The organism is Flavobacterium tagetis (assembly GCF_016735615.1).
GTDB classification, from domain to species: Bacteria; Bacteroidota; Bacteroidia; order Flavobacteriales; family Flavobacteriaceae; genus Flavobacterium; species Flavobacterium tagetis.
Map to the genome: position 1 here is coordinate 465149 of NZ_JAERSF010000003.1, position 19791 is coordinate 484939.

The following is a 19791-nucleotide window of genomic DNA, read 5'->3' on the forward strand; positions in this document are numbered from 1 at the left end:
AATGAAGAACCTTTTCAATAACATATATTTCGTTGTTCTATTTCTGTTTTTTAATGCAGTTGGATATGCACAATTATATCCAGTTCAGTTAACACCAGTTTTTAATAGCCCGTATAGTGTCAAAATATCCGATTATGCGACAAGCATGGATACTAAGATGCAATTGTTGATTAATCCGACCGATATTTCGATATCGCAAAGAAGAGTGCGTTTAAAACTGTACATACATGGTAACGGACTAAACATTCAGACCTCTGATTATGCTCAGGAACAAAGACCAATATATATAAACGGAGGAGAGCTACAAACCTTAACCAATGTTGATATTGCATCGCTTTTCAGGTTAGAAAACTTGCAAGGAATCACTCCAGCACAATATGCGAATCCGTTGCCAGAGGGAATGTACAATTTTTGCTTTGAGATGTATGATTTTGTAACGAATCAAAAAATTTCTCAAAAAAGCTGTGCCAATTTATATCTGATATTAAATGATCCGCCAATATTAAATACGCCTCAGAAAAACGAACAAATCGCTGCAACCGAGTTTCCTAATATTCTTTTTACTTGGACACCACGCCAGATTAATGCAACAAACGTATCATATAAGTTTGAGCTGAAACAGCTTCTAGATCCAACATTAGATCCGCAGATTGGGTTTCAAATGTCGCCAACCTTATACGAAGAAACTTTGTTCGGAACCGCTGTTCTGTACAATCTGAGTATGCCAATTCTTACTCCTGGTTTACGTTATGCGTGGAGAGTGCGAGCGATTTCAACAACAGGACTTTCAGAAAATTCTGTTTTCAAAAATGACGGATATAGCGAGATATTTTCCTTTAAATACACTGCTTCTTGTGCTGCGCCAACATTTTTGTTAAGCGAAAGCCAAACCTCCAAAAGCGTAAAAATTACTTGGGAGGGAATACCAGAACATACCCGCTATCAAGTACAATACAAAAAACAAGGTGTACGTAATGCACAATGGTTCTCCTCAAATAGTTTAAACAGACAAAGTTTAATAACCAATTTAGAACCGGGAGTTACCTATGAATTTAGAGTTGGATCAAGCTGTGATCCAGCAGAAGACGGGATACAGTCGTTTACGTACTCCAATACAAGCACTTTTACCACACCTACAGAAACTAGTGGTGTTCCTGCTTACAATTGCGGCATTGTGCCTCAGATTAATATCCAAAATCAAAAACCGCTTACCAATTTAATCCAGAGCGAAACGTTTAAGGCTGGAGATTTTCCTGTAACTATTTTGGAACTGCAAGGAGAAAATAGTCCATATTCTGGGCGAGGATACATTGTTGTGCCTTATTTAGGAGATACTAAAATTGCTGTTGAGTTTAATAGCATTGTAATCAATACCGATTATCAATTGATAAGTGGTATTGTGGAGACGAGTTATAATCCGGATTGGAAGAATGTAGTTGATGGGAAGCCAGACCCTTTAATTGAAGAAATTTTTGGACCACAAACTGGTAATGAAGAAGTAGCTGAAGCAATTACAGAAGATCCGAGTGAAAATAATACTGAATCTGAAGATGTTGCTGAATCTACAAATTACGATCAGGATGTAGATAAGAATAAAGATTCAAATGTAACAGAAGAAAATACTACAGCTAGCAATGGACAAAATCCTAATGAGGGAACAAATATAATAAATGAAGCGACAAGTTCTAATAGTAATTCAGGAACAGAAAAAAGTGACAATGCATCTTCTGGAAAGGGTTATTATATAGAGTATAGGAATAAAAAGTATTATAATGGAGATAAGATAAATATTCCTTTTAATAGAAACGGATTGATATCAAATCGATTTAAAATGAAAGAATTTGAAAAAGACACTAATGTTAAATATGAATTAAGTTATGAAAGTGAAAAAGGTGTCCGATTTGAAAATGTAGAGGGAAACAATTATTTAAAAAAAACAGAGTCTGAGAAAGAAGCAAATTTTGAGTTTAGTTTTGATAACACGTTAAAATATCAGTTAAAATCTGTTGCAGATAATGATAAAAAAACTAGTTTATCAAATGAAATAAATTTGATCGTCAAACCTTTTCAATTAAAGTATTTGAGAGCGGTTGACGCTTCTAACTCTAAGAGAGTAGCCAATGAGTCCGAAATTTTATATTACGTTGATAAATCTGTAGTTTTAACAGATAGTAAAAAAACAAAATTTTCAGTAGGTTTTAATATACCAATAAATGAGGTTCCTCAAAATGATATTAAATGGAGATTTAATGACGGTTACGATAAAAATAAAGATGGTGTTGATTCTTTTGAAGTTTATATTAATGATGATAAAAAAAATGTGTTAGTAACTGCAATCTCAGGAAATCCAACAGAAGGCAAAAAAAATGTTAGTGTAAAGTGGATAAATGAAGACCGTATAAAACATCAAGTAGTCCCGACTTATATTCAGAATACAGCTGAAAAAATATTTAATAATTTAACAAAATTAGATACAATTTTAAAAAAGGCAGGTATCAATAAAGTTTTAGAAATTAAGCCAAAAATAAGTGTTTCAGGAAGTCAGTTTAATGACATTGATAAATTGTCGAGACATTATAAGGTCATCCAAGAAGGAGAAATTAATGCTTCTGTAGAAGCTAAAGCAACATTTAAGGCACCACCTCCTTATTCTGGAAAAGTAGAAATACCTTTTACTGATATTAAAGTTGTTGATTACGGTTTTTATTTAGCAGTTAAAGTAAGTTTAGGTATTCAAGGAAAGATAAGAAATGAAAAAAGAGATGATGTTTTAGAATTTGAAAATGTCGAGAATAGTATTTGCATTAAAGGTAGTGGTGGAATTGAACCAGGTCTGAAGTTAGAATTACTTCCTGGGAATGAAGTAGTTTCGGCTACTGGAAAAGCTTATGGAAAAGCAGAACTTACAGCCACGGGTTGTTATGTTATTGGCAAGGGATTCAAACCGACAGTAGCCCTTAGTCCTTTAGTGGCAGGAGCAAACATTAATGTTAAATCAGGGGGAATTTCGATTTTTGATTACTCATTTGAAAAAACCCTTTCTGAAAAAATAAAGTTTTATGGAGAATAGAAAAAAAATATTAAATGAATTAATGATTAGACTAGGTTTAATTGTAATAACCATATTACTAGTTTTTTTTTCAATAAGTTTTACAATTGATATATTTTCTGATTTTTCTATCTATTTAAATAGAGATGAGTATAAACGTGGAAATATGATTGTTACTAGGATTGGGGAAGATTCATATGGAAGCCCGCATCTATTTGCAAATGGAAAAGTGGAGAATATTAAAACTTCTATATATCTAGGATTAGAAAAAGAAGTTGAGATTAAAAATTATTATCCTATTTTATATAAACGAGATGGAAAGCAATCTTTTTTGATCACTAAAGATTTTGAATTTGATCCTACAAAATACTTGTATTATGGGATTTCTAAAATTTTTAGTATTGTTTTCTTCCTCTTTATTATCTCTAAAATTTACAAATACTTTAAAAATGACAAACTTAAATTTTAAAATTTTACTAATTATTTTTTCTATTTCGTTTTCTTGTTTTGGCCAAGGAAAAGGAATGAAAATAACTATTAATTCAAAGCAATTAGATTCTAAATATGAACTTTATAAGCCTGCTAAGCAAATTAGAATTGTTTATAAAGATACGAGTGATGCAAAAAACAAAACAACTGATGAATTAATGACCTCAATTATTTCTGCTAATAATCAAGATTGGGTAAATTATAATACGTTTGGTGGTAAAGAAAAGGCGGCTATTTTTTCTGAAGATGAGTTTAATAAAAAAGTTAAACTAAAAGAAAAATATTATTTAGAATTACTATCGAAATTAGAGTTAAAAGTAGATAGCATAAATTATACTATTGTAAAATTTAAATATTTTCAAAATAATCCCGATAAACCAATCATGGGAGTTACTCTTATGATTCATAAAAATGAAAGATGGTATCAGACTTTTAATGCTGAAATTAATAATTTATCAATGATGATGCTAGTTTTTAAAGAAGATATTTTAGGAAGAATGATAAAAGGAGCTGGCAATAATCAAATGGAGAATGATTTGATAAAAATAATTTATAAAGATGGACTTAATGTTGATTTTTTGTTTAAGCAAAATTTAAATTCAGAACAGAAGAAGTATTTTATAAATGATTTAAATTGGTAAAATAGGGAGGGATAGTTTTGACCAAATATTATGTAGAAAATGTTTAAGAGGAATTAAAAAAAGAGGGTTTAATTGCTAAACAATACGTGCCCGAAAAGATTTGTAGTGCTCTTTGTGAGAAAATAAAAAGGAAATTAAAAAAGTTCATTGAAACAGAATAAATACGGTTTTGTAAGGGATGAAAAGAATACGAAGTAAGGAGAAATTGCAGAGCGAGAGTAGTCTTCCAACTAAAACTTTACTGTGGAACACACTAATTAATAATGTACTAATGAAAATTGAAATTAATAAAAAGTACCTGTCAAGTTTAATCGCGAATACTGATCTTCATGCAGGTGGTTTGTTTTTTTGTATAATCTACCAAAATCAGCTAGAGTTCTTTGAAAATGGTAAAGTTGAGCTAACAAAAAAGGTCGTTGATGCCTTTCGTCCTATGGATGAGCATGCTGTTAAACAGTTACAAAATTATAAGATTGTTGGAGACTACTCATTTAATGATAGAGGATATTTGGTTTGCGAGTTTGAGGATTTGTTTTGGACATTTACAGGAGTGCCTACCGAAAAAGATAGTTCAATTATTCCCTTTAACATTTATGATAGTCGCTTACAAAATAGATGGGGAGAAGTTTATAAACTTGAGGAAATTATTTAATGACAACCTTTTTTCAAATATTATTTTCCCTGCTAGCGCAAGTATCCTGTCCGTGAACGAAAAGGTTATATAAATTATAAAAAACGCCAGTGATGACAGTAAAAGAAAATGATATTCAATATTGGACAATATTCAAAACTAAAAAAATAATATAAAAAAAACACGAAGATTTATCGTTGCTAGGAAACGAAAAACATTTTTAAAAAACAAAAACTAAAAATTTACACATGAAAAAAAATCTTTTAACCCTATTAGTAATATTAATTAGCACATGCGGTTTTGCACAAAAATTAAAAATTGATAAAGGAGAATTAAAACTAGACGAAAAAACAATAGGTTTTGTAGAGGGAAAAAAACCTCTTTTTACCATTTTTAGCTTAGATAAAAATTATTCAATTACAGCTGAACTAAAGAAAGCGCCAAACGAAGAATCTTTGGTATTGCCATGGATTGAACTTAAAGATCTAGCGACAGGAAAAACTAACGAATTAGAATTTAAGAACAAAAGCAGAAAATTCAGTGCCTTCAATTATGATCGCAGTATTATCTATGAATTATTAGACAGAGGCATGGTAGGCACAGAAGGTTTAAACAAAGAAGCAATTGAAAGTTTTATCAACGGTGAATCAGCAGGTATAGCTGCGAAGCGTTTAGGAGTTCAAGGCGAAGTGGATAATGCTAATAAAATTGCAGATACGTACCAATTAGCAATTGACGATTCTGGAACTATTTATAGTATTAAAGCACAAAATCAAAATCCAGACGACAAAAGAATTGGGTTTATAAAAATGACATCGCCTTCTTCAAATGGAGATTTAAAATATGAAGTTTTAGACCTTAATAATAATTTAATAGGAACATGGTTTGCCAGAGGAGGAATGTTTTCAGGGTATGATAAACTTGTTAACGAACAGGTAATCACTTTTGACAAAAAAGCGCTGAAAGCAACTTTTGATAATAGAGGAAACCCTACAGGTTATAAAATGAGTAAAGATATTACAGCGATGAATATTGTTAGGGTATTAGTTGGAAATGGCTATACTTTAGGAACTCAGTTTAATGGAAAATAAACTTGCGAATTAATATATAGAATGGTAAAAATGAAGAAAAGAGTTTTATTAGTAGCAATGCTACAGCTTTTTATGGTGTTAGGTGGTTGTAGTTCAGATTCTGGAGATGACGCAACACCAGAACCGCCAGTTGTGGTGGTAAAAATACCAAAAATGATTTCGTATTCTAAAAACTCTGGTGAAGTTGGCGAAACAATTACAATCAATGGAGAAAATTTTCCTGATAAAGTTAGCGACATCAAAATAACTTTTGATGGGGTTTCAGCAACAATTGTTTCATCGACATTGACTGAAATTAAATTTGTTTTGCCACAAACGGAAAAAATATTGCCAAGAATTATTTTAACAATTCAAGACAAAGAGATCTATAATGGGATCACAGATGTTTATGGTAGTAGTATTGCTATTTTCCCAGCTCGTTCACTAACAAATTGGGTAACGCACGAAAATACGTTAAAGGAAGATGGTGGAATACCACGCCTTATAGCTATTAGCGATAAAGTAATCTATGTAAATTCTGATATAACCGGAGCGAGTGTTTATAGAACATTAGATGGTGGAGTTACTTGGAGACGTTGGGCAATTAATGGCTTTGGTGCTGGATTTTGTGCAACTAAAAATGATGAAGGGTGGTCGAGCACAGGTTTTGGAATTTCAAAAATTACGAAAGGAGGCTATTTTGGAATTGACACATTTGCAAATTTTGGTGGCGCAAAGGATCTTCAAACTCCTTACTGTCTATATGTTGATGATAGTATGACAAAGGGGACAATGGTTACACAATATGGAGATGTATATGTAACTTCTAATGGAGTTGATTTTACAAAAGCGTATGATGCACATTTAGATGAAGAAGGCTATGATCGTGGATTTGCAAATAAATCTATAGAAATTGATAATGATCATATTTGGATAGGTGGACAAAAAACGGTAGCAACAATAAAATATCCGTATGTTTTGTTTAAAAATGATGAAACAGGTTGGAAAGAACATTACTTGCAAAATGAACCAAACTCTTCAGTGGTACAAATAGCTTTTGCAGATAAGATAAATGGTTTTGTTTTAACTAGTAATGCAACAATCTACAAAACTATCAATGGTGGCGATACTTGGGAAAAAATTTATAGTGGAGAAAAATTTACAAAATTTACGTTTAAAGATGCCAATACAGGTTGGGCAATTTTAGATAACAAGATTTATAAAACAGTAGATGGAGCTAAAACATGGACTCTTGATTACACACACGATCAATCGATAAAAACTATTGCTTTTAAAGACAATGTTGTTTGGGCTATCTCTACAAATAAGATCATCAAACGCTATTTGTAAATTTTTTAAATACTATAAATATATAATAATGAAGAAAAGAGTTTTGTTAGTGACAATGTTACAGTTTTTTTTAATGCTAAATAGCTGTTCAGGTCCAGAAAGTCAGCCAGGAGGAACTCCTGAAGTGAAAGGAGAAATAAAAGCAGATTACATTACAAGTTTTTTTATCAATGACTTTGTCGTTAGCGCTGATAATATACTTTATACTATTGGGCAAACTAACGACGAAAAAGGATATTATGTAAGTTTAAAAAAGACTGATCTTGATGGTAAAGAAACCACGCTTAAAAATCTTGATCTAGGAATTTATACATATGCCAGACTTGCTTTGGCAAATAATGGAGATCTTCTAATGGTTGCAAAAGGGAATGATGAACCACATCAGGATAAAATAATGCGTTTCGAAAATAACTTTTCGGAGTTGAACCCATTTTATACCATGAAACCAATAAGTTCTCCATTTGCCAGTAAGATTAATCTTTTTCGTATCTGCAGTAATAACGATAATACTTATTTTGTTTTTGATTTAAATGCAAGAAATATAAAGCGAGTTTTACCAGAGTTAAAAGGAGATGTTTTTGTTGCAGGTTCAGGTAAAAATGAAATAAAAGATGGTACAGGGCTAGAGGCAAGTTTTGCTGCTGTAACAAAAATAATTAGTTTCAATAGTATTTTGTATTTAATTGATGAAGTTTATGATCCAAGTACAGGGACTTACAAAAACTCTGCGATTAGAAAATTAGAATATGTGAACAATGAGTGGAAAGTAACAACTCTAGTTTCGGCAACAAATGGGGATCATTTTTCTGATCTTACTTTTGATACAAAAAATGAGTTATATGTAGTGAATGCTGGAAAAGGAATCTTTAAATTAAATCTTCAGGATAATAGTCTGTCTCTTTTTAAAGATGGAGATTTGAGAGTAAAAGCATCTGGTTCCGGTAGAGGGGTTTATTCTTCTTTCAAATATACTGAAATGCTTAAGTTTAAAGGAAACGATATTTATTTACTAGTTTCTGGTAACTTAATCAAAATCTCTGATTTCCAAACAAAATTTGCAGCTACAGAAAAATAATATAAAGAAAAGCACTGCAGTTTTATAAATAACTGCAGTGTTTTAAAATGCCCTGAATGAAAAAAACTTTACTCTTATTTTTACTTTTCGTTATTACTTCTTGTTATCAGGAAACTGCTATAGCCATAGAAGGTGAATTTACAACTTCGTATGTCGATCAGGATGAATCTATACCCGTTATTATTAAAATTGATAATAAAATAACGGGTGCAGATACGTATGAATGGACATTTGAAGGAGGAAATCCGTCTGTTTCAAATTCTAAAAATCCTGGTGAGATTTTATACAGCAAGCAAGGAACTTATACCATTAAGTTAATAGCAAAAAATGTAGATGGAGAGAGTAGAGAATTTACTCAAAATGTTGTAATAAAAGACGGAATCAATATTGAGTTTACGCATGAAATCATAAAAAGCAATTATTCTCCAGTTGAGGTCATTTTAAAGAATTCTACTATTGGAGAAGGTTTGACTTTCAAATGGGAATTTCAGGACGGATCGCCAGCTTCTTTTACAGGAAAAACACCGCCAAATGTAATATTTACAACTCCAGGGGAGCATACAATAACTTTGACTGTTTCTAATGGTTTTGAATCTGAAAAACAAACTAAAACTATTACAGTTAATCCATATTTGATAAGCTTATTTACATATGAGCCAAAATTTGAAGATGATGATTATGAAGCTTCTGTAACGATTAATTTTACCAACAAATCAGTCAGTGCAACAAATTATAAATGGACATTTGAAGGTGGAAATCCAGCTGTTTCTACTGAAGAAAATCCGACAGTTGTTTTCGCAAATGCGGGTACTCATGAAGTGACTTTAGAAGCATTTAATGATAAAACAAGTCAGATTTTTAAATCGACAATTACGGTTCTTCCAGATACAAACTTGAGAACATTTACTAATGTTAAGTTAGGAATTAATACAGCGCATAATGGCAATAATATCGGTGCAATGTTCTCGACTGTTACGCGCGAAGTTTATAAAGAAAACGAAATTAACGATGAGAATAGTGGCTTAATAGATATTGTATTTCAAGGCTTAAACAGCAATTTTACCTATAATAGATTTGTCTCTCCAGATCAGGCCAATAACTACGGATTTTTAGCATTAAAAAATGCACAAAGCACCATTTTTGTAAACTCACAAAACTTGTGTAATTGTGGTTTAAATTTTACTGAGTCACAATTTGACAATATGGCAAATGATACGCCTATAAAATCATTAAACATAAGTTATACCGCTGGAGGAGCACAGGAGTTTGGTTTTACCTATCCGAGAATCATTTTATTTAAAACACAAGATGGTAGAAAAGGAGCCATCAAAATTAAAGAAATGGTAAAGAACGGTTCAAGTTCTTACATTTTATGTGATATCAAAGTTCAAAAACAATAACCAGTAAATGAAGATAAAAAGTAATAAAATCTTAGTTTGGTTATGTATTGTTTTTGCCTGTTGTTTTTGCGGGAAAGGATATGCACAAGACGTAGATTTGGAGAATTTTTATAAACCTAATTTTAAAGTAACGGGTAATATTAATGCCAATATGATGTATTACAATTCTAATATGGAAAATTCGCGTGAACCATTCACGTATCTGTTTTCTGGTAGTTTGAACATCAGCGCATTTAATTTTAGCGTTCCGTTATTTTACAGTTTTACCAATCAGGGAGAAAATTTAGGTTATACCGCTCCATTTGATTTTAATAGATTAAGTATTATGCCCAAGTATAAATGGGTAAAAGCCTACATTGGAAATGTGAGCATGACATTTTCTCCATATACATTAAGCGGTTATCCGTTTAAAGGTGTCGGATTAGAACTTACTCCTAATAGTCCGTTTAAAATTGCTTTAATGGGAGGGCAGCTTCTTAAAGCCGTTTCTGAAGAAAATGCTATGGGAGGAATTCCAGTATACCAGCGTTTTGGTTATGGAGCCAAAATAGGTTTTGAGAAAGCGCAATATAAACTGGGTTGGATTGGTTTTTATGCCAAAGACGACGCTAGTTCATTAAACATGGTAAATGATAATGGAGTTACGCCAAAAGAAAACTTTGTAAACAGTTTGATTTTTAGTACTTCTTTAGTCAAAAATTTGAATCTTAATGTGGAGTATGCTCTGTCTGTGCTAACAGATGATACAAGAAGTGAAAGAATTTCTGGCGGAGGTTTTCGAGATAAAATATTCTCTAGTAAAGAAAGCACAAGTTATATGAATGCCTTGAATGTTAATTTTGACTATAATATTCAAAAAAGTACTGTTGGGTTAACATACGAGCGTATAGATCCAAATTATAATACTCTTGGAGCATTGTATTTTAATAATGATTTAGAAAACATTGCACTGCGTTTTGCGAGGCCTTTTTATCATGATAAAATTACAGTTTCAACGAGTTTAGGATTTCAAAAAGATGATTTGGATAAAGTGAAAAAGCAAGACACGAAGCGTGTGGTTGGTTCTATTAATATGAATTATAGAGTAACAGATCAATTTAATATTACGGGTAGTTATTCCAATTTCTCAACTTACACCAATAAAAAATTAGATCAGTTCGAGCTTATAAACAATCCTAATGTTGTGCAGGCCGATACTTTAGATTATAGACAATTATCTCAAAATGCCAATGTAAATATGTCATATGCTTTTGGAAAAAAGAGAAATCAAAACCTAAATTTCAATTATAGCATTGCAGGTCAGGCAAACGAGCAAGGAGGCGTAATCAGAAAAGGACAGGCAAGTACAGTTCAGAATTATAACTTGGCTCATACAGTTAGTTTTCTGGCCACAAAAGTTTCTTTAAACAGTTCACTTAATTATACCAAAAATGAAGTGAGCCGAAACAATAATTCTGCTATGGGAGCTTCAGTTGGAGCATCTAAGAAATTGTTTAAAGACAAACTGAATACTAATCTTGGTGTTTTATACAATAATTCACAAGGAAATATGAATTCAAGTTCTGTTTTTGGAGTTAAGTTCAATAACAGTTATGTAATGTTTGAAAGGCATAATTTCAGCTTGAACATAATTTCAATGTTTAGAAGCAGCACAAATACTCAGAAATTTAACGATTTAACAGCAACTTTAAATTATTCGTGCTCACTTGACAAGATTAAACTGCCTGCTAAGAAAGAGCCTAAAAAGGAAAAAGAAGAGGTCTTAAACCCTATTCTAAAAATAAACCATAAAGACAAGACTTACGAAGGAACAAGGGACGAAATCATAAAACAGCTTCAAGACATGCAGTTGACACTTCGTCCAATGCCTAAAGAAGATGTTGACGAGCTACAACATTTGCTGACACTTACGACCTTGACTCCTGATGACGATAGCTTCAAAGAAAAAGCTTTAACCTATCTTAAAGCGTATGATGCAAATAATGATATCTTAAATAAATACGATAATTATATTCTTGAAACAACAAAAAGTTTAAAAGAAGAAATGATCCGAAAAGATGAAGGATATGAGAATGATTATGTTATGGCTCTAGGAAGAGTCAATAAACATAAAATGCACGGTGTAAGTGAGAAAGATGCAACAGATAAGGTGAGTTATAACTCTTATTTAAAACTCGTTGAGCGCAAGAACAAAAAGTTACAGCCTTTATTAGTGCATCGATGGATGTTTAATGAGATTGTAATACTCTCAAATACACCTGTAGATCAGATTTCTAAAAATGAAAATCTTTCTGTTTTTAATAAAGAAGAACTAGGACACTTCTTCAAGATGATGAAAGAGAAAAAGACAGAAAAAGAAGTGATTGAAGAATTGAAGATCAAATTAATTCCATTCTATCATGATTTAGCACTTAAAAATGTAAAAGATGATGAGGTTGATTTTAAGTTTTTAAAGAATAATTAAGAGTCAAAAAAGCGAATAAAATATAAAAGAAGTTAGTATGCTTTATTTTTCAAAAAAACAGAATGATTTGCTTATGAAAAAGAATTACAAAATATATTTCGCAGCCTTACTGATCATGCTTTCGGTCGTTTTTTCTTATGGGCAGGATATTGCTCCTCCAAAAGAATTAAGCGCTGCTTCGAGTTCAATCCAAAAAATTGAAGCCTCTGACCGTTGGGTAGATAAATTTTCGAATGAGGATTTAGTTGAATTGCCAATTGGAATTCGTAAAACAGTAAGTAATGTGCAATATTCTATCGGGATAACAAAGGCTACTTTTACGCCTGAGTACACTACTTTGACTGTTTTTTGTAGAGTAGACATTCCGCAAAAAGACAAGAATGGGCAGCCGATGCAATTGTTTTTTGGTGCAAATAATGTGAAATTATCGCATCAAGGAGGTATTATAGGAGAAGCCAAATTGGTCTTATTAGGTAATGTTGATATTCCTTTTAGTGAGAATAAATGGCAGGTATCGCTATATGGAGGTTTTGATATGGCAACCGGAAATGTCAATGACGATTTAACTTATGTAACAATTGACTGCGATGGTTTTAAGGAAATGAAAATTTCGGGAGCAGTTGAGTTCTCGAGAGAATTGATATTGCCAATTGACCCAATAACCAAAACTGTCGACGAGAAAAAAACAACAGTTCCTAAAACATATTATAACGGTAAAACAGCTCAGATTCCTAATCGTGTTAGAGGAGAGTTTAACTTCATGGCTAGCAGTTGGAATGATATTTTGGTCAATGTAACGCTACAGCCTTTTGTTATGAAAGATAAGCGTAACGGAAAAGATTTTGAAGGGAATTTTCAGTTTTTAGTCAGTAATGCGGTTTTAGATTTAAGCGATTTGAGAAATAATCCTACCGTAGTTTTTCCAGAATATTATTCAAAAAATGCACTCTTAGTACCAAGCCCAGATGCATGGAAGGGTGTATTTATACAAACATTTGATGTAGGTCTTCCAAAAGAATTTCAAACTACAGACACCGCTTCAAAAAAAGAAAGAATTCATGTAGGCGCCCAGAATCTTATTATAGATAAATATGGAGTTTCAGGAACTTTTTATGCAGATAATGTTTTTCCTCTGGACAGAGGTATCACCAGTCAGGAAAAATCATGGGCTTATTCCTTAGATCACATAGATGTAACCATTGCTGCGAATACTTTTGTAAAAGCAAATTTAAGTGGTCAGATTCTTTTGCCAATTAGCAAAGTTGTACAAGAGAAAAAAGAAAAAGCGGTAACGACAACACCAACACCAACAACACCAGCACCAACTACTGGAACACCAGCGACTGCAGAAACACCTGCAAAAGCTCCGCAAACTAACAGAGCAGGATTAGCCTATACTGGTTTTATATCTATGCAGGAACAGCAGTTAGTTGTAGTTACAAAAGACTCAATTGCTTTTGATATCTGGAAAGCAAGAGCATTGTTGCTCCCAAATAGTTCTATTGAATTAAAATTAGTAAACGGAAAGTTTTTACCTAAAGCCAATTTAAATGGAACAGTTTCTTTTGGAACCAATAAAGAAGCTACAGATGACAGCAATGTAGAAGGAAAAAAGACAGTTGATTTTAAAGGAATTTCTTTTGAAAATTTACAATTGCAGACTGTTTCACCTATTATTTCTGTTCGAAATATGGGGTATAAAGGTATGGTTACCTTTGGTAATTTTCCTGTTTCGATTGGCAACATAAATGTAGCCATTAATGGAGATGATTCGAGGATTGATTTTGATCTGGGAATTAATTTGATGGATGAAACTAGCGGAGCTGGTGCTACAGCCCGAATAGGCATCTTAGGAAAAATGTATGATGATGGCTACAGACAGCGAAGCAGATATAACGGACTTGATGTTTCGGCGATTAGTATAGAATGTAAGTTCAGCGGACTCTACATTAAGGGAAGTCTTATCCTGATGGAAAAAGATCCTGTATATGGAAACGGATTCAATGCAGATTTGGAAGTTGATGTTGCAGAAGTAGTGAATGTAAAAGCAAAGGCTATTTTTGGACGCACTAGTTTTAGATACTGGTATTTTGATGCATCTGTAAAAATTCATACTACCCCTTCGCCATTTATGATTAATGGTTTTGCTGGTGGCGCTTATTATAAAATGCGTCGAAATGAGGATATAGCCATTAGCGAATTTTCTCCTTCAGGTCTAAGTTATCGACCTGATGAAAAAATAAATTTGGGTGTAAAAGCCTTAATTTACTTTTTTGTTGCTTCAGAGAAAGTTTGTAGTGGAGAAGCAGGATTTGAAATAGCTTTTAATTCAAAAGGCGGTGTAAATAGGTTGGCGATTTTTGGTAAAGCAAAAGTTATGGCCGAAATAGAAGGATTGGGAGAGATGACAGCTTTAGTGCAAAAAGTAAAATCTAATTTAACAGCAAAGAAAAGTCTCTTGAATATGAGTACGGGTGAACTTATAGGGTCTTTTGTGAGTACCTTTCTCCCGAAAGCAAAAGAGGCTATACCAGAACCTTTAACAGATGCAGTAGGAATAAAAATGGCATCTGCTATCGAATTTGATTTTCAAAATCATTCGATGCACGGTACTATGGATGTATATATCAATACGCCAGGTAATTTTCTTTCTGGAATCGGAGAAGGAGGAAGAGCAGGTTGGGGAGTCTTCCACAAAGATCCACAAGATTGGTACATGTACATGGGAACACCAGATGACAGATGCGGTGTTAAAATTGGTGTAGCAGGAATGTTCTTAAAAACTACCAGTTATTTTATGGCAGGAACAAAACTTCCAGGAAGCCCGCCACCGCCACCGCAGGTTGCTAGTATTTTAGGAGTCGATTATAAAGAACTTGACTACATGCGTGACGAGAATGCACTGGCAAATGGAGGGGGTCTAGCCTTTGGAACAAGTTTAGATTTTGATACAGGAGATTTAAGTTTCCTACTTTTTTATGCCCGTTTTCAGGCAGGAATGGGATTTGATATAATGCTTAAAGATTATCAAGAAGCAAGATGTTCAAATACTGGAAAGACTGTAGGAATAAATGGCTGGTACGCCAATGGGCAATCTTATGCTTATTTGCAGGGTGAACTTGGAATTAGAGTTAAATTATCATTCTTAAAATTAAAAGTGCCAATTATTTCTGGAGGAGCTGCAGTTTTATTACAAGCAAAACTTCCAAATCCAGTTTGGATGAGAGGATATATGGCAGGAAATATGAATATATTAGGAGGACTGATAAAAGGAAAATTCCGTTTCAAATTTGAAATAGGAGAAGAATGTCAATTTGAAAATGCATCGCCACTTGGAGGTATCAAATTGATCACCGATGTAACTCCAAAACAAAGCTCTACAGATATAGACGTTTTTGCTATACCGCAAGCTGCATTTTCTATGAAAGTAAATGAGGCTTTTGTAATTCCTGAAGATGCAGGAGATGTGACTTATAAAATAATACTAGAAAAATTTAAAGTATTTGATGGAACAAAAGAAATTCCTGGAACTTTTGAATGGAGTACTGCAAAAGACAGAGTTAATTTTGTTTCGACAGATATTCTGCCTCCTCACAAAGAATTGAAAGTTCAAGTTGAGGTTAGTTTCCAAAAAATGGTAAATGGTGCGTTCCAACCTATAAAAGTGGACGGAAAAGTAGCTACAGAATTCGAGGAAAGAGTGTTTACAACTGGTGGAGCTCCAAATCATATTCCGCTTACCAATATTAAATATTCATATCCGATTGTAGATCAGAAATATTTCCTTGAAGAAGAATATCCAAAAGGATATATACAGCTTAAGCGAGGTCAGGATTATTTATTTGAAGACTCAAACTGGGAAACTAGTATTAAGGTAGATCAGGACGGAACTTCTAATTCAAAACCTGTAGCGTTTAATTATGAAACAAGTTCAAACGAAGTATATTATAACTTGCCAAATATTGATCAGGAAAAGAAATACAATTTTTCAATCGTAAGTAATTTGAAGCAGAATACATCTAACAGAGGAACGACGGCTGAAAAAAGCAATACAATAAGTGATGGCGGTAACGATATACAAATAAGAGAAAATCAAGCCGACGCCTTATCTAAAGCAGAGGGAAGCATTGATCGTTTAACTTATTCATTCAACACTAGTAAGTATAAGACTTTTGCTTCTAAGATGAATGCGATTAATCCTGATGGATATAATTTTGGAGTTCTGTATTCAGATGTTATTTATTTGACAAATACAATTTCAAGCCAAGAAGCATTTGATATGGTTGAGCTTAGAGGTGTAGCTTATAGTGATAATAAACCCGTAATAACAGCAGAGTCTAGATTAAATGATCAGTATTTCATAGTAGACATTTATCCTTATTTGTACAAAGATTATCCTTTAAATGGTGTTTTTACAATAAATGACAGAGATACCAATGAGTTAGGTGTGATTCCTGCGAAAGCAATACCGATACTTAGTTATTATATGAGTAGTTTAGAAAATGATATTAATCAATCTTGGACTAGAGATAACTTTCCGTTTAAGTATAATATGCCAGCACTTTATAAGCAAGATTGGGTTGATTTAAATAATCAAATCGTTAACTCGTATGTTAATGGTGATACAAGTCTTGCTCAGCGCTTTAAAAAGAATACTTTCCAATTTATGCGATTTGGAAATTACGAAATCGTAATGAAGTATAATCTGCCAGGAGACAAGCAAGCAAATCAATTTATTTATAAGTTTAAAAACAACAATAATTTTAGGTAATTTTTAGAAAAGAACCTCTAGATAATGTAAATAAATCCGTTTGAGAATTCTCAAACGGATTTTTGATTTAATGCGGTTATCATTCTCGATATTTAGCCGTTTTTTATTAATTTTCATAACTAAAAAAGCGGTATAAAAATTTGAAGAAAAAAATGTTTGAAGTTTACGTAAACAAACAAAACAATGATGAAATAAAAAGATTCATCATACCTAAAAATAAAGGATATAATAATGCTACATGGATTCTAATAACCATAAAAGGAAACAGGGAATTTCTGATGGAGCGATTTTTTGAAAAATTAGAAACCACAGAAGAATGGGAATTAAAAACAAATTATGCCTTTCCGTCAGCACTTATGAACGAGTTTTTACGCTTAGATTTTGATGATGAAAATCTGAAAGCAAATTTGTAATTCAAGTCATTTTTGTTGAATTAATAATAGCAAAATAAAAATAGAGCGATTATGAAAATTAGAAGAGATTTTTTCGCAAAACATATGGGAATTGAGTGTAGGTTTTGGGAAAAACAAAACAATTTTTATGTCTTGCAAACTGACTATCGCGAAGAATTATTAAGTAAAGGTTATAGAATAGATAATGAACTAAAATCTAGAATATATAAAGAAGTTTCTTTTAATGATATTGAAAGTGCTTACAGCGTAAATACTTTTTGTACATACAAAGGTTTTAAGTTTTTTGTAGAAAGTGCTTCTAACGGAGAATACACTTTGCGACCATTAGAGGAGGCAATGAATCATTTTAATGATTTTCCTAAGCATGCTTATGATCCCGTATATGAGGCTAAGGAAAGTGAAATAGAAGAGCTTTGGGAAGAACGAATACCAATAGATAAGTTTGTTTTTGATACAGAACCCATAATTTATATTAAGAAAAAAGTTTAAGAAACTCTCAACAGATTTTTACTTTTAGACATTCCGATTCTGATCTGTTTCATCTTCATCAAAATCCTGTTGTCATGTAAAAATATGGCTCTTGGATACTTAAAATTTTTTAAAAAGCCAGACAAATAAGTTCTGGCTTTTTAAATTTGTTTTTTATCTAATCCTTATAAATTTTAGGTTATCGGTTTTGGTTGTAATAACTAAACTGGCTTTATGCAAGGTGTATTTTCCTTTTAGATAGTCTTTTGTTTTATTCTGTTTATCGTTTGATTTTAAAGTTAAAGAATCTTTTGTAAAGGAATATTCTCCATTTACAGTGTTTTTTAATCGGTCGGTTTTGTTAATTTGAAAATTATTCATGATTTCAAAATGTAACCTTTCTTTAGTTTGAAGATTTTCCCAAGTTCCGTAAAAATCGTCTTGTGACATGTATTTGGTTTTCATAATACTGAACATGATAAAGAAACCAATAAATACAGCAGGAATATAAACGAATTTTACTACACTAATCTTATTCATCCATTTAGGTCTGTCACTGTTTTGAAACAATGGAGGTTCTTCTAAAAAATATTTCAGGAAAACTTTGTAATCAGAGAAAAATACAAACAAAGCCATTAGCGTTAATATTGTCGCAATTTCTTTTGCATTAATATCATAAGCGAAATCTGTTAGAAGAATATTAACCATAAAAGTTAAGAAAAGAATAATCCCTATTCTTGTCGTTTTTCTGAAAAAGAGCAGGAGTGAGCTTATTATCTGTGTAATGGCAATAACAATTGGGTACCAATTGCAGTAACCATAATAATACCAGGTAAGACGAAAACCATCTAGAGAGCCAATTGGCATATCATATACGCTTGGCTGAGATACAAATTGGGTTTTTAATATTTTGCCGTAAGCATACAAGATTATAATTGTTGCTAGAAAATATCGACAAAATGTGTGTAAGTAAAGATGGATTTTTTGCCAGTTCATTTTTGGGATTTTTTAGTTTTATATAATTTCGAACTTAGTAAAAGTAGATTAACCCAAAATAGTAGAATTGTACAAATGGAAACTATTTAGATAAACAGCCAAATATTTTCTTTTTTTGTATTTATATGTTTGAAAAATATTTGTGGATTCCTGTTTGTAAGCTCTTTAAAATTTCGAATAAAATGAGATTGATCATAAAAATCATACTGAGATAATTCAGAAAAATTCTTGCTTTCTTTTTGTTTAAGAATTGAGTTTCTAAAGCGATGTATTTTTCGATACTCAGAAGGCGATTTGCCAATGTGTTTTGTAAATATTTTATTCAAATATTGTCTGCTTATTTGATATTTAAGGGCAATTTCTTCAATCTTTTCATCATTTTCAATAGACGCAAGTATTTTTTCAATCAAAGAAAAATCCTTGACTTGTAGTTTGGAAAGCAGATAATCTTCAAGTTCTAGAATTTGTCTGTCTCTAGATAAACTGAAAATTTCAATCATTTTTTCATTAAAGTCAGGCATAAAAGTAAAATCCAAAAGAGTGCTTTCAGAAAAAATGATTTTAGAATCTGATAAAAACTGACTTATTCCTAATGGCTTGAAATAAATCGTAACTTCATTTATAACTTCTTTATAATGAATTTTAATGGGTTTTTTATATCGCGAAACTACACATGTCATTATGTTTTTAACTGGTGATGACTGTATAATAACTTCGTTATTTTGTATTTCAACATCTATATCTTCATTGGTAGTTAAGATGCAGAAATTGTTTGGAAAAGTCAGATATTGTATTGATCCTGAATTTTTATCTTTAGCAATAAAGTAATATCCTTCAATGTACTTTTTTAAAATTTCATTTTTCGGCTGATAAAAATCCAGATTCATTATGTTTTCTTAGGGGGCTTTTTTTTTAAATGGTATTGATAAAACTAAAGTAGCAAATAAAAAGTTTACATCACTTTCCAATAAAGA

The 19791-nt window shown here is 31.9% G+C and carries 14 protein-coding genes; 12 read left to right on the forward strand and 2 right to left on the reverse strand.

The features are described from left to right. Position 1 precedes the first annotated feature (1 nt). The 12 genes from JI750_RS16135 (at position 2) to JI750_RS16190 (ending at position 17842) form a co-directional block, all read left to right on the forward strand. Positions 2 to 3070, forward strand: a complete 3069-nt coding sequence (locus JI750_RS16135) for a fibronectin type III domain-containing protein (RefSeq protein WP_202004226.1) — start codon at positions 2 to 4, stop codon at positions 3068 to 3070. After that, positions 3060 to 3518, forward strand: coding sequence for a hypothetical protein (locus tag JI750_RS16140; protein ID WP_202004229.1), 459 nt, complete (start codon positions 3060 to 3062; stop codon positions 3516 to 3518). The genes JI750_RS16135 and JI750_RS16140 overlap by 11 nt, the downstream gene beginning before the upstream one ends. Further along, a complete protein-coding gene (locus tag JI750_RS16145; RefSeq protein WP_202004232.1) occupies positions 3499 to 4179 on the forward strand; it encodes a hypothetical protein in 681 nt (226 codons plus the stop codon). The genes JI750_RS16140 and JI750_RS16145 overlap by 20 nt, the downstream gene beginning before the upstream one ends. A gap of 271 nt (positions 4180 to 4450) precedes the next feature. Next, a complete protein-coding gene (locus JI750_RS16150; RefSeq protein WP_202004235.1) occupies positions 4451 to 4831 on the forward strand; it encodes a hypothetical protein in 381 nt (126 codons plus the stop codon). A 227-nt stretch (positions 4832 to 5058) separates the two neighbouring features. Then, complete coding sequence (locus JI750_RS16155; protein WP_202004238.1) at positions 5059 to 5901, forward strand: hypothetical protein; 843 nt, start codon at positions 5059 to 5061, stop codon at positions 5899 to 5901. A 30-nt stretch (positions 5902 to 5931) separates the two neighbouring features. Then, positions 5932 to 7230, forward strand: coding sequence for an IPT/TIG domain-containing protein (locus JI750_RS16160; protein WP_202004251.1), 1299 nt, complete (start codon positions 5932 to 5934; stop codon positions 7228 to 7230). 28 nt (positions 7231 to 7258) lie between these two features. Next, positions 7259 to 8305: a hypothetical protein gene (locus JI750_RS16165; protein ID WP_202004254.1), complete on the forward strand. Its 1047-nt coding sequence runs from the start codon at positions 7259 to 7261 to the stop codon at positions 8303 to 8305. 56 nt (positions 8306 to 8361) lie between these two features. Then, positions 8362 to 9705 (forward strand): PKD domain-containing protein, encoded by a 1344-nt coding sequence (locus JI750_RS16170; RefSeq protein WP_202004270.1) that lies wholly within the window; start codon positions 8362 to 8364, stop codon positions 9703 to 9705. Positions 9706 to 9712: 7 nt separating this feature from the next. Then, positions 9713 to 12169 carry a TonB-dependent receptor gene (locus JI750_RS16175; RefSeq protein WP_202004273.1) on the forward strand — a complete coding sequence of 819 codons (2457 nt, stop codon included), beginning with the start codon at positions 9713 to 9715 and terminating at the stop codon, positions 12167 to 12169. Positions 12170 to 12242: 73 nt separating this feature from the next. Beyond that, the gene (locus JI750_RS16180; RefSeq protein ID WP_202004276.1) at positions 12243 to 16940 is read left to right on the forward strand and encodes a hypothetical protein; all 4698 of its coding nucleotides are present in this window, start codon (positions 12243 to 12245) and stop codon (positions 16938 to 16940) included. Between the two features lie 152 nt (positions 16941 to 17092). Continuing rightward, positions 17093 to 17353: a hypothetical protein gene (locus tag JI750_RS16185; protein ID WP_202004279.1), complete on the forward strand. Its 261-nt coding sequence runs from the start codon at positions 17093 to 17095 to the stop codon at positions 17351 to 17353. Between the two features lie 51 nt (positions 17354 to 17404). Next, entirely contained in the window at positions 17405 to 17842 is a 438-nt protein-coding gene (locus JI750_RS16190; protein ID WP_202004282.1) for a UCP033725 family protein, read from the forward strand. 153 nt (positions 17843 to 17995) lie between these two features. Here the strand turns inward: JI750_RS16190 and JI750_RS16195 are convergent, their stop codons facing one another. Together JI750_RS16195 and JI750_RS16200 are read right to left on the reverse strand one after the other, a co-directional pair. Beyond that, entirely contained in the window at positions 17996 to 18817 is an 822-nt protein-coding gene (locus tag JI750_RS16195; RefSeq protein ID WP_202004284.1) for a hypothetical protein, read from the reverse strand. Positions 18818 to 18903: 86 nt separating this feature from the next. Beyond that, complete coding sequence (locus JI750_RS16200) at positions 18904 to 19704, reverse strand: helix-turn-helix domain-containing protein (protein WP_202004287.1); 801 nt, start codon at positions 19702 to 19704, stop codon at positions 18904 to 18906. Positions 19705 to 19791: the final 87 nt, after the last annotated feature.

Bases quoted from the DNA above. Each gene is read 5' to 3' on its own strand.
- JI750_RS16170 (WP_202004270.1), top strand. From the start codon at position 8,362: ATGAAAAAAACTTTACTCTTATTTTTACTTTTCGTTATTACTTCTTGT.
- JI750_RS16180 (WP_202004276.1), top strand. From the start codon at position 12,243: ATGAAAAAGAATTACAAAATATATTTCGCAGCCTTACTGATCATGCTT.
- JI750_RS16150 (WP_202004235.1), top strand. From the start codon at position 4,451: ATGAAAATTGAAATTAATAAAAAGTACCTGTCAAGTTTAATCGCGAAT.
- JI750_RS16195 (WP_202004284.1), bottom strand. From the start codon at position 18,817: ATGAACTGGCAAAAAATCCATCTTTACTTACACACATTTTGTCGATAT.
- JI750_RS16140 (WP_202004229.1), top strand. From the start codon at position 3,060: ATGGAGAATAGAAAAAAAATATTAAATGAATTAATGATTAGACTAGGT.
- JI750_RS16190 (WP_202004282.1), top strand. From the start codon at position 17,405: ATGAAAATTAGAAGAGATTTTTTCGCAAAACATATGGGAATTGAGTGT.
- JI750_RS16135 (WP_202004226.1), top strand. From the start codon at position 2: ATGAAGAACCTTTTCAATAACATATATTTCGTTGTTCTATTTCTGTTT.
- JI750_RS16160 (WP_202004251.1), top strand. From the start codon at position 5,932: ATGAAGAAAAGAGTTTTATTAGTAGCAATGCTACAGCTTTTTATGGTG.
- JI750_RS16155 (WP_202004238.1), top strand. From the start codon at position 5,059: ATGAAAAAAAATCTTTTAACCCTATTAGTAATATTAATTAGCACATGC.
- JI750_RS16185 (WP_202004279.1), top strand. From the start codon at position 17,093: ATGTTTGAAGTTTACGTAAACAAACAAAACAATGATGAAATAAAAAGA.
- JI750_RS16165 (WP_202004254.1), top strand. From the start codon at position 7,259: ATGAAGAAAAGAGTTTTGTTAGTGACAATGTTACAGTTTTTTTTAATG.
- JI750_RS16200 (WP_202004287.1), bottom strand. From the start codon at position 19,704: ATGAATCTGGATTTTTATCAGCCGAAAAATGAAATTTTAAAAAAGTAC.
- JI750_RS16145 (WP_202004232.1), top strand. From the start codon at position 3,499: ATGACAAACTTAAATTTTAAAATTTTACTAATTATTTTTTCTATTTCG.
- JI750_RS16175 (WP_202004273.1), top strand. From the start codon at position 9,713: ATGAAGATAAAAAGTAATAAAATCTTAGTTTGGTTATGTATTGTTTTT.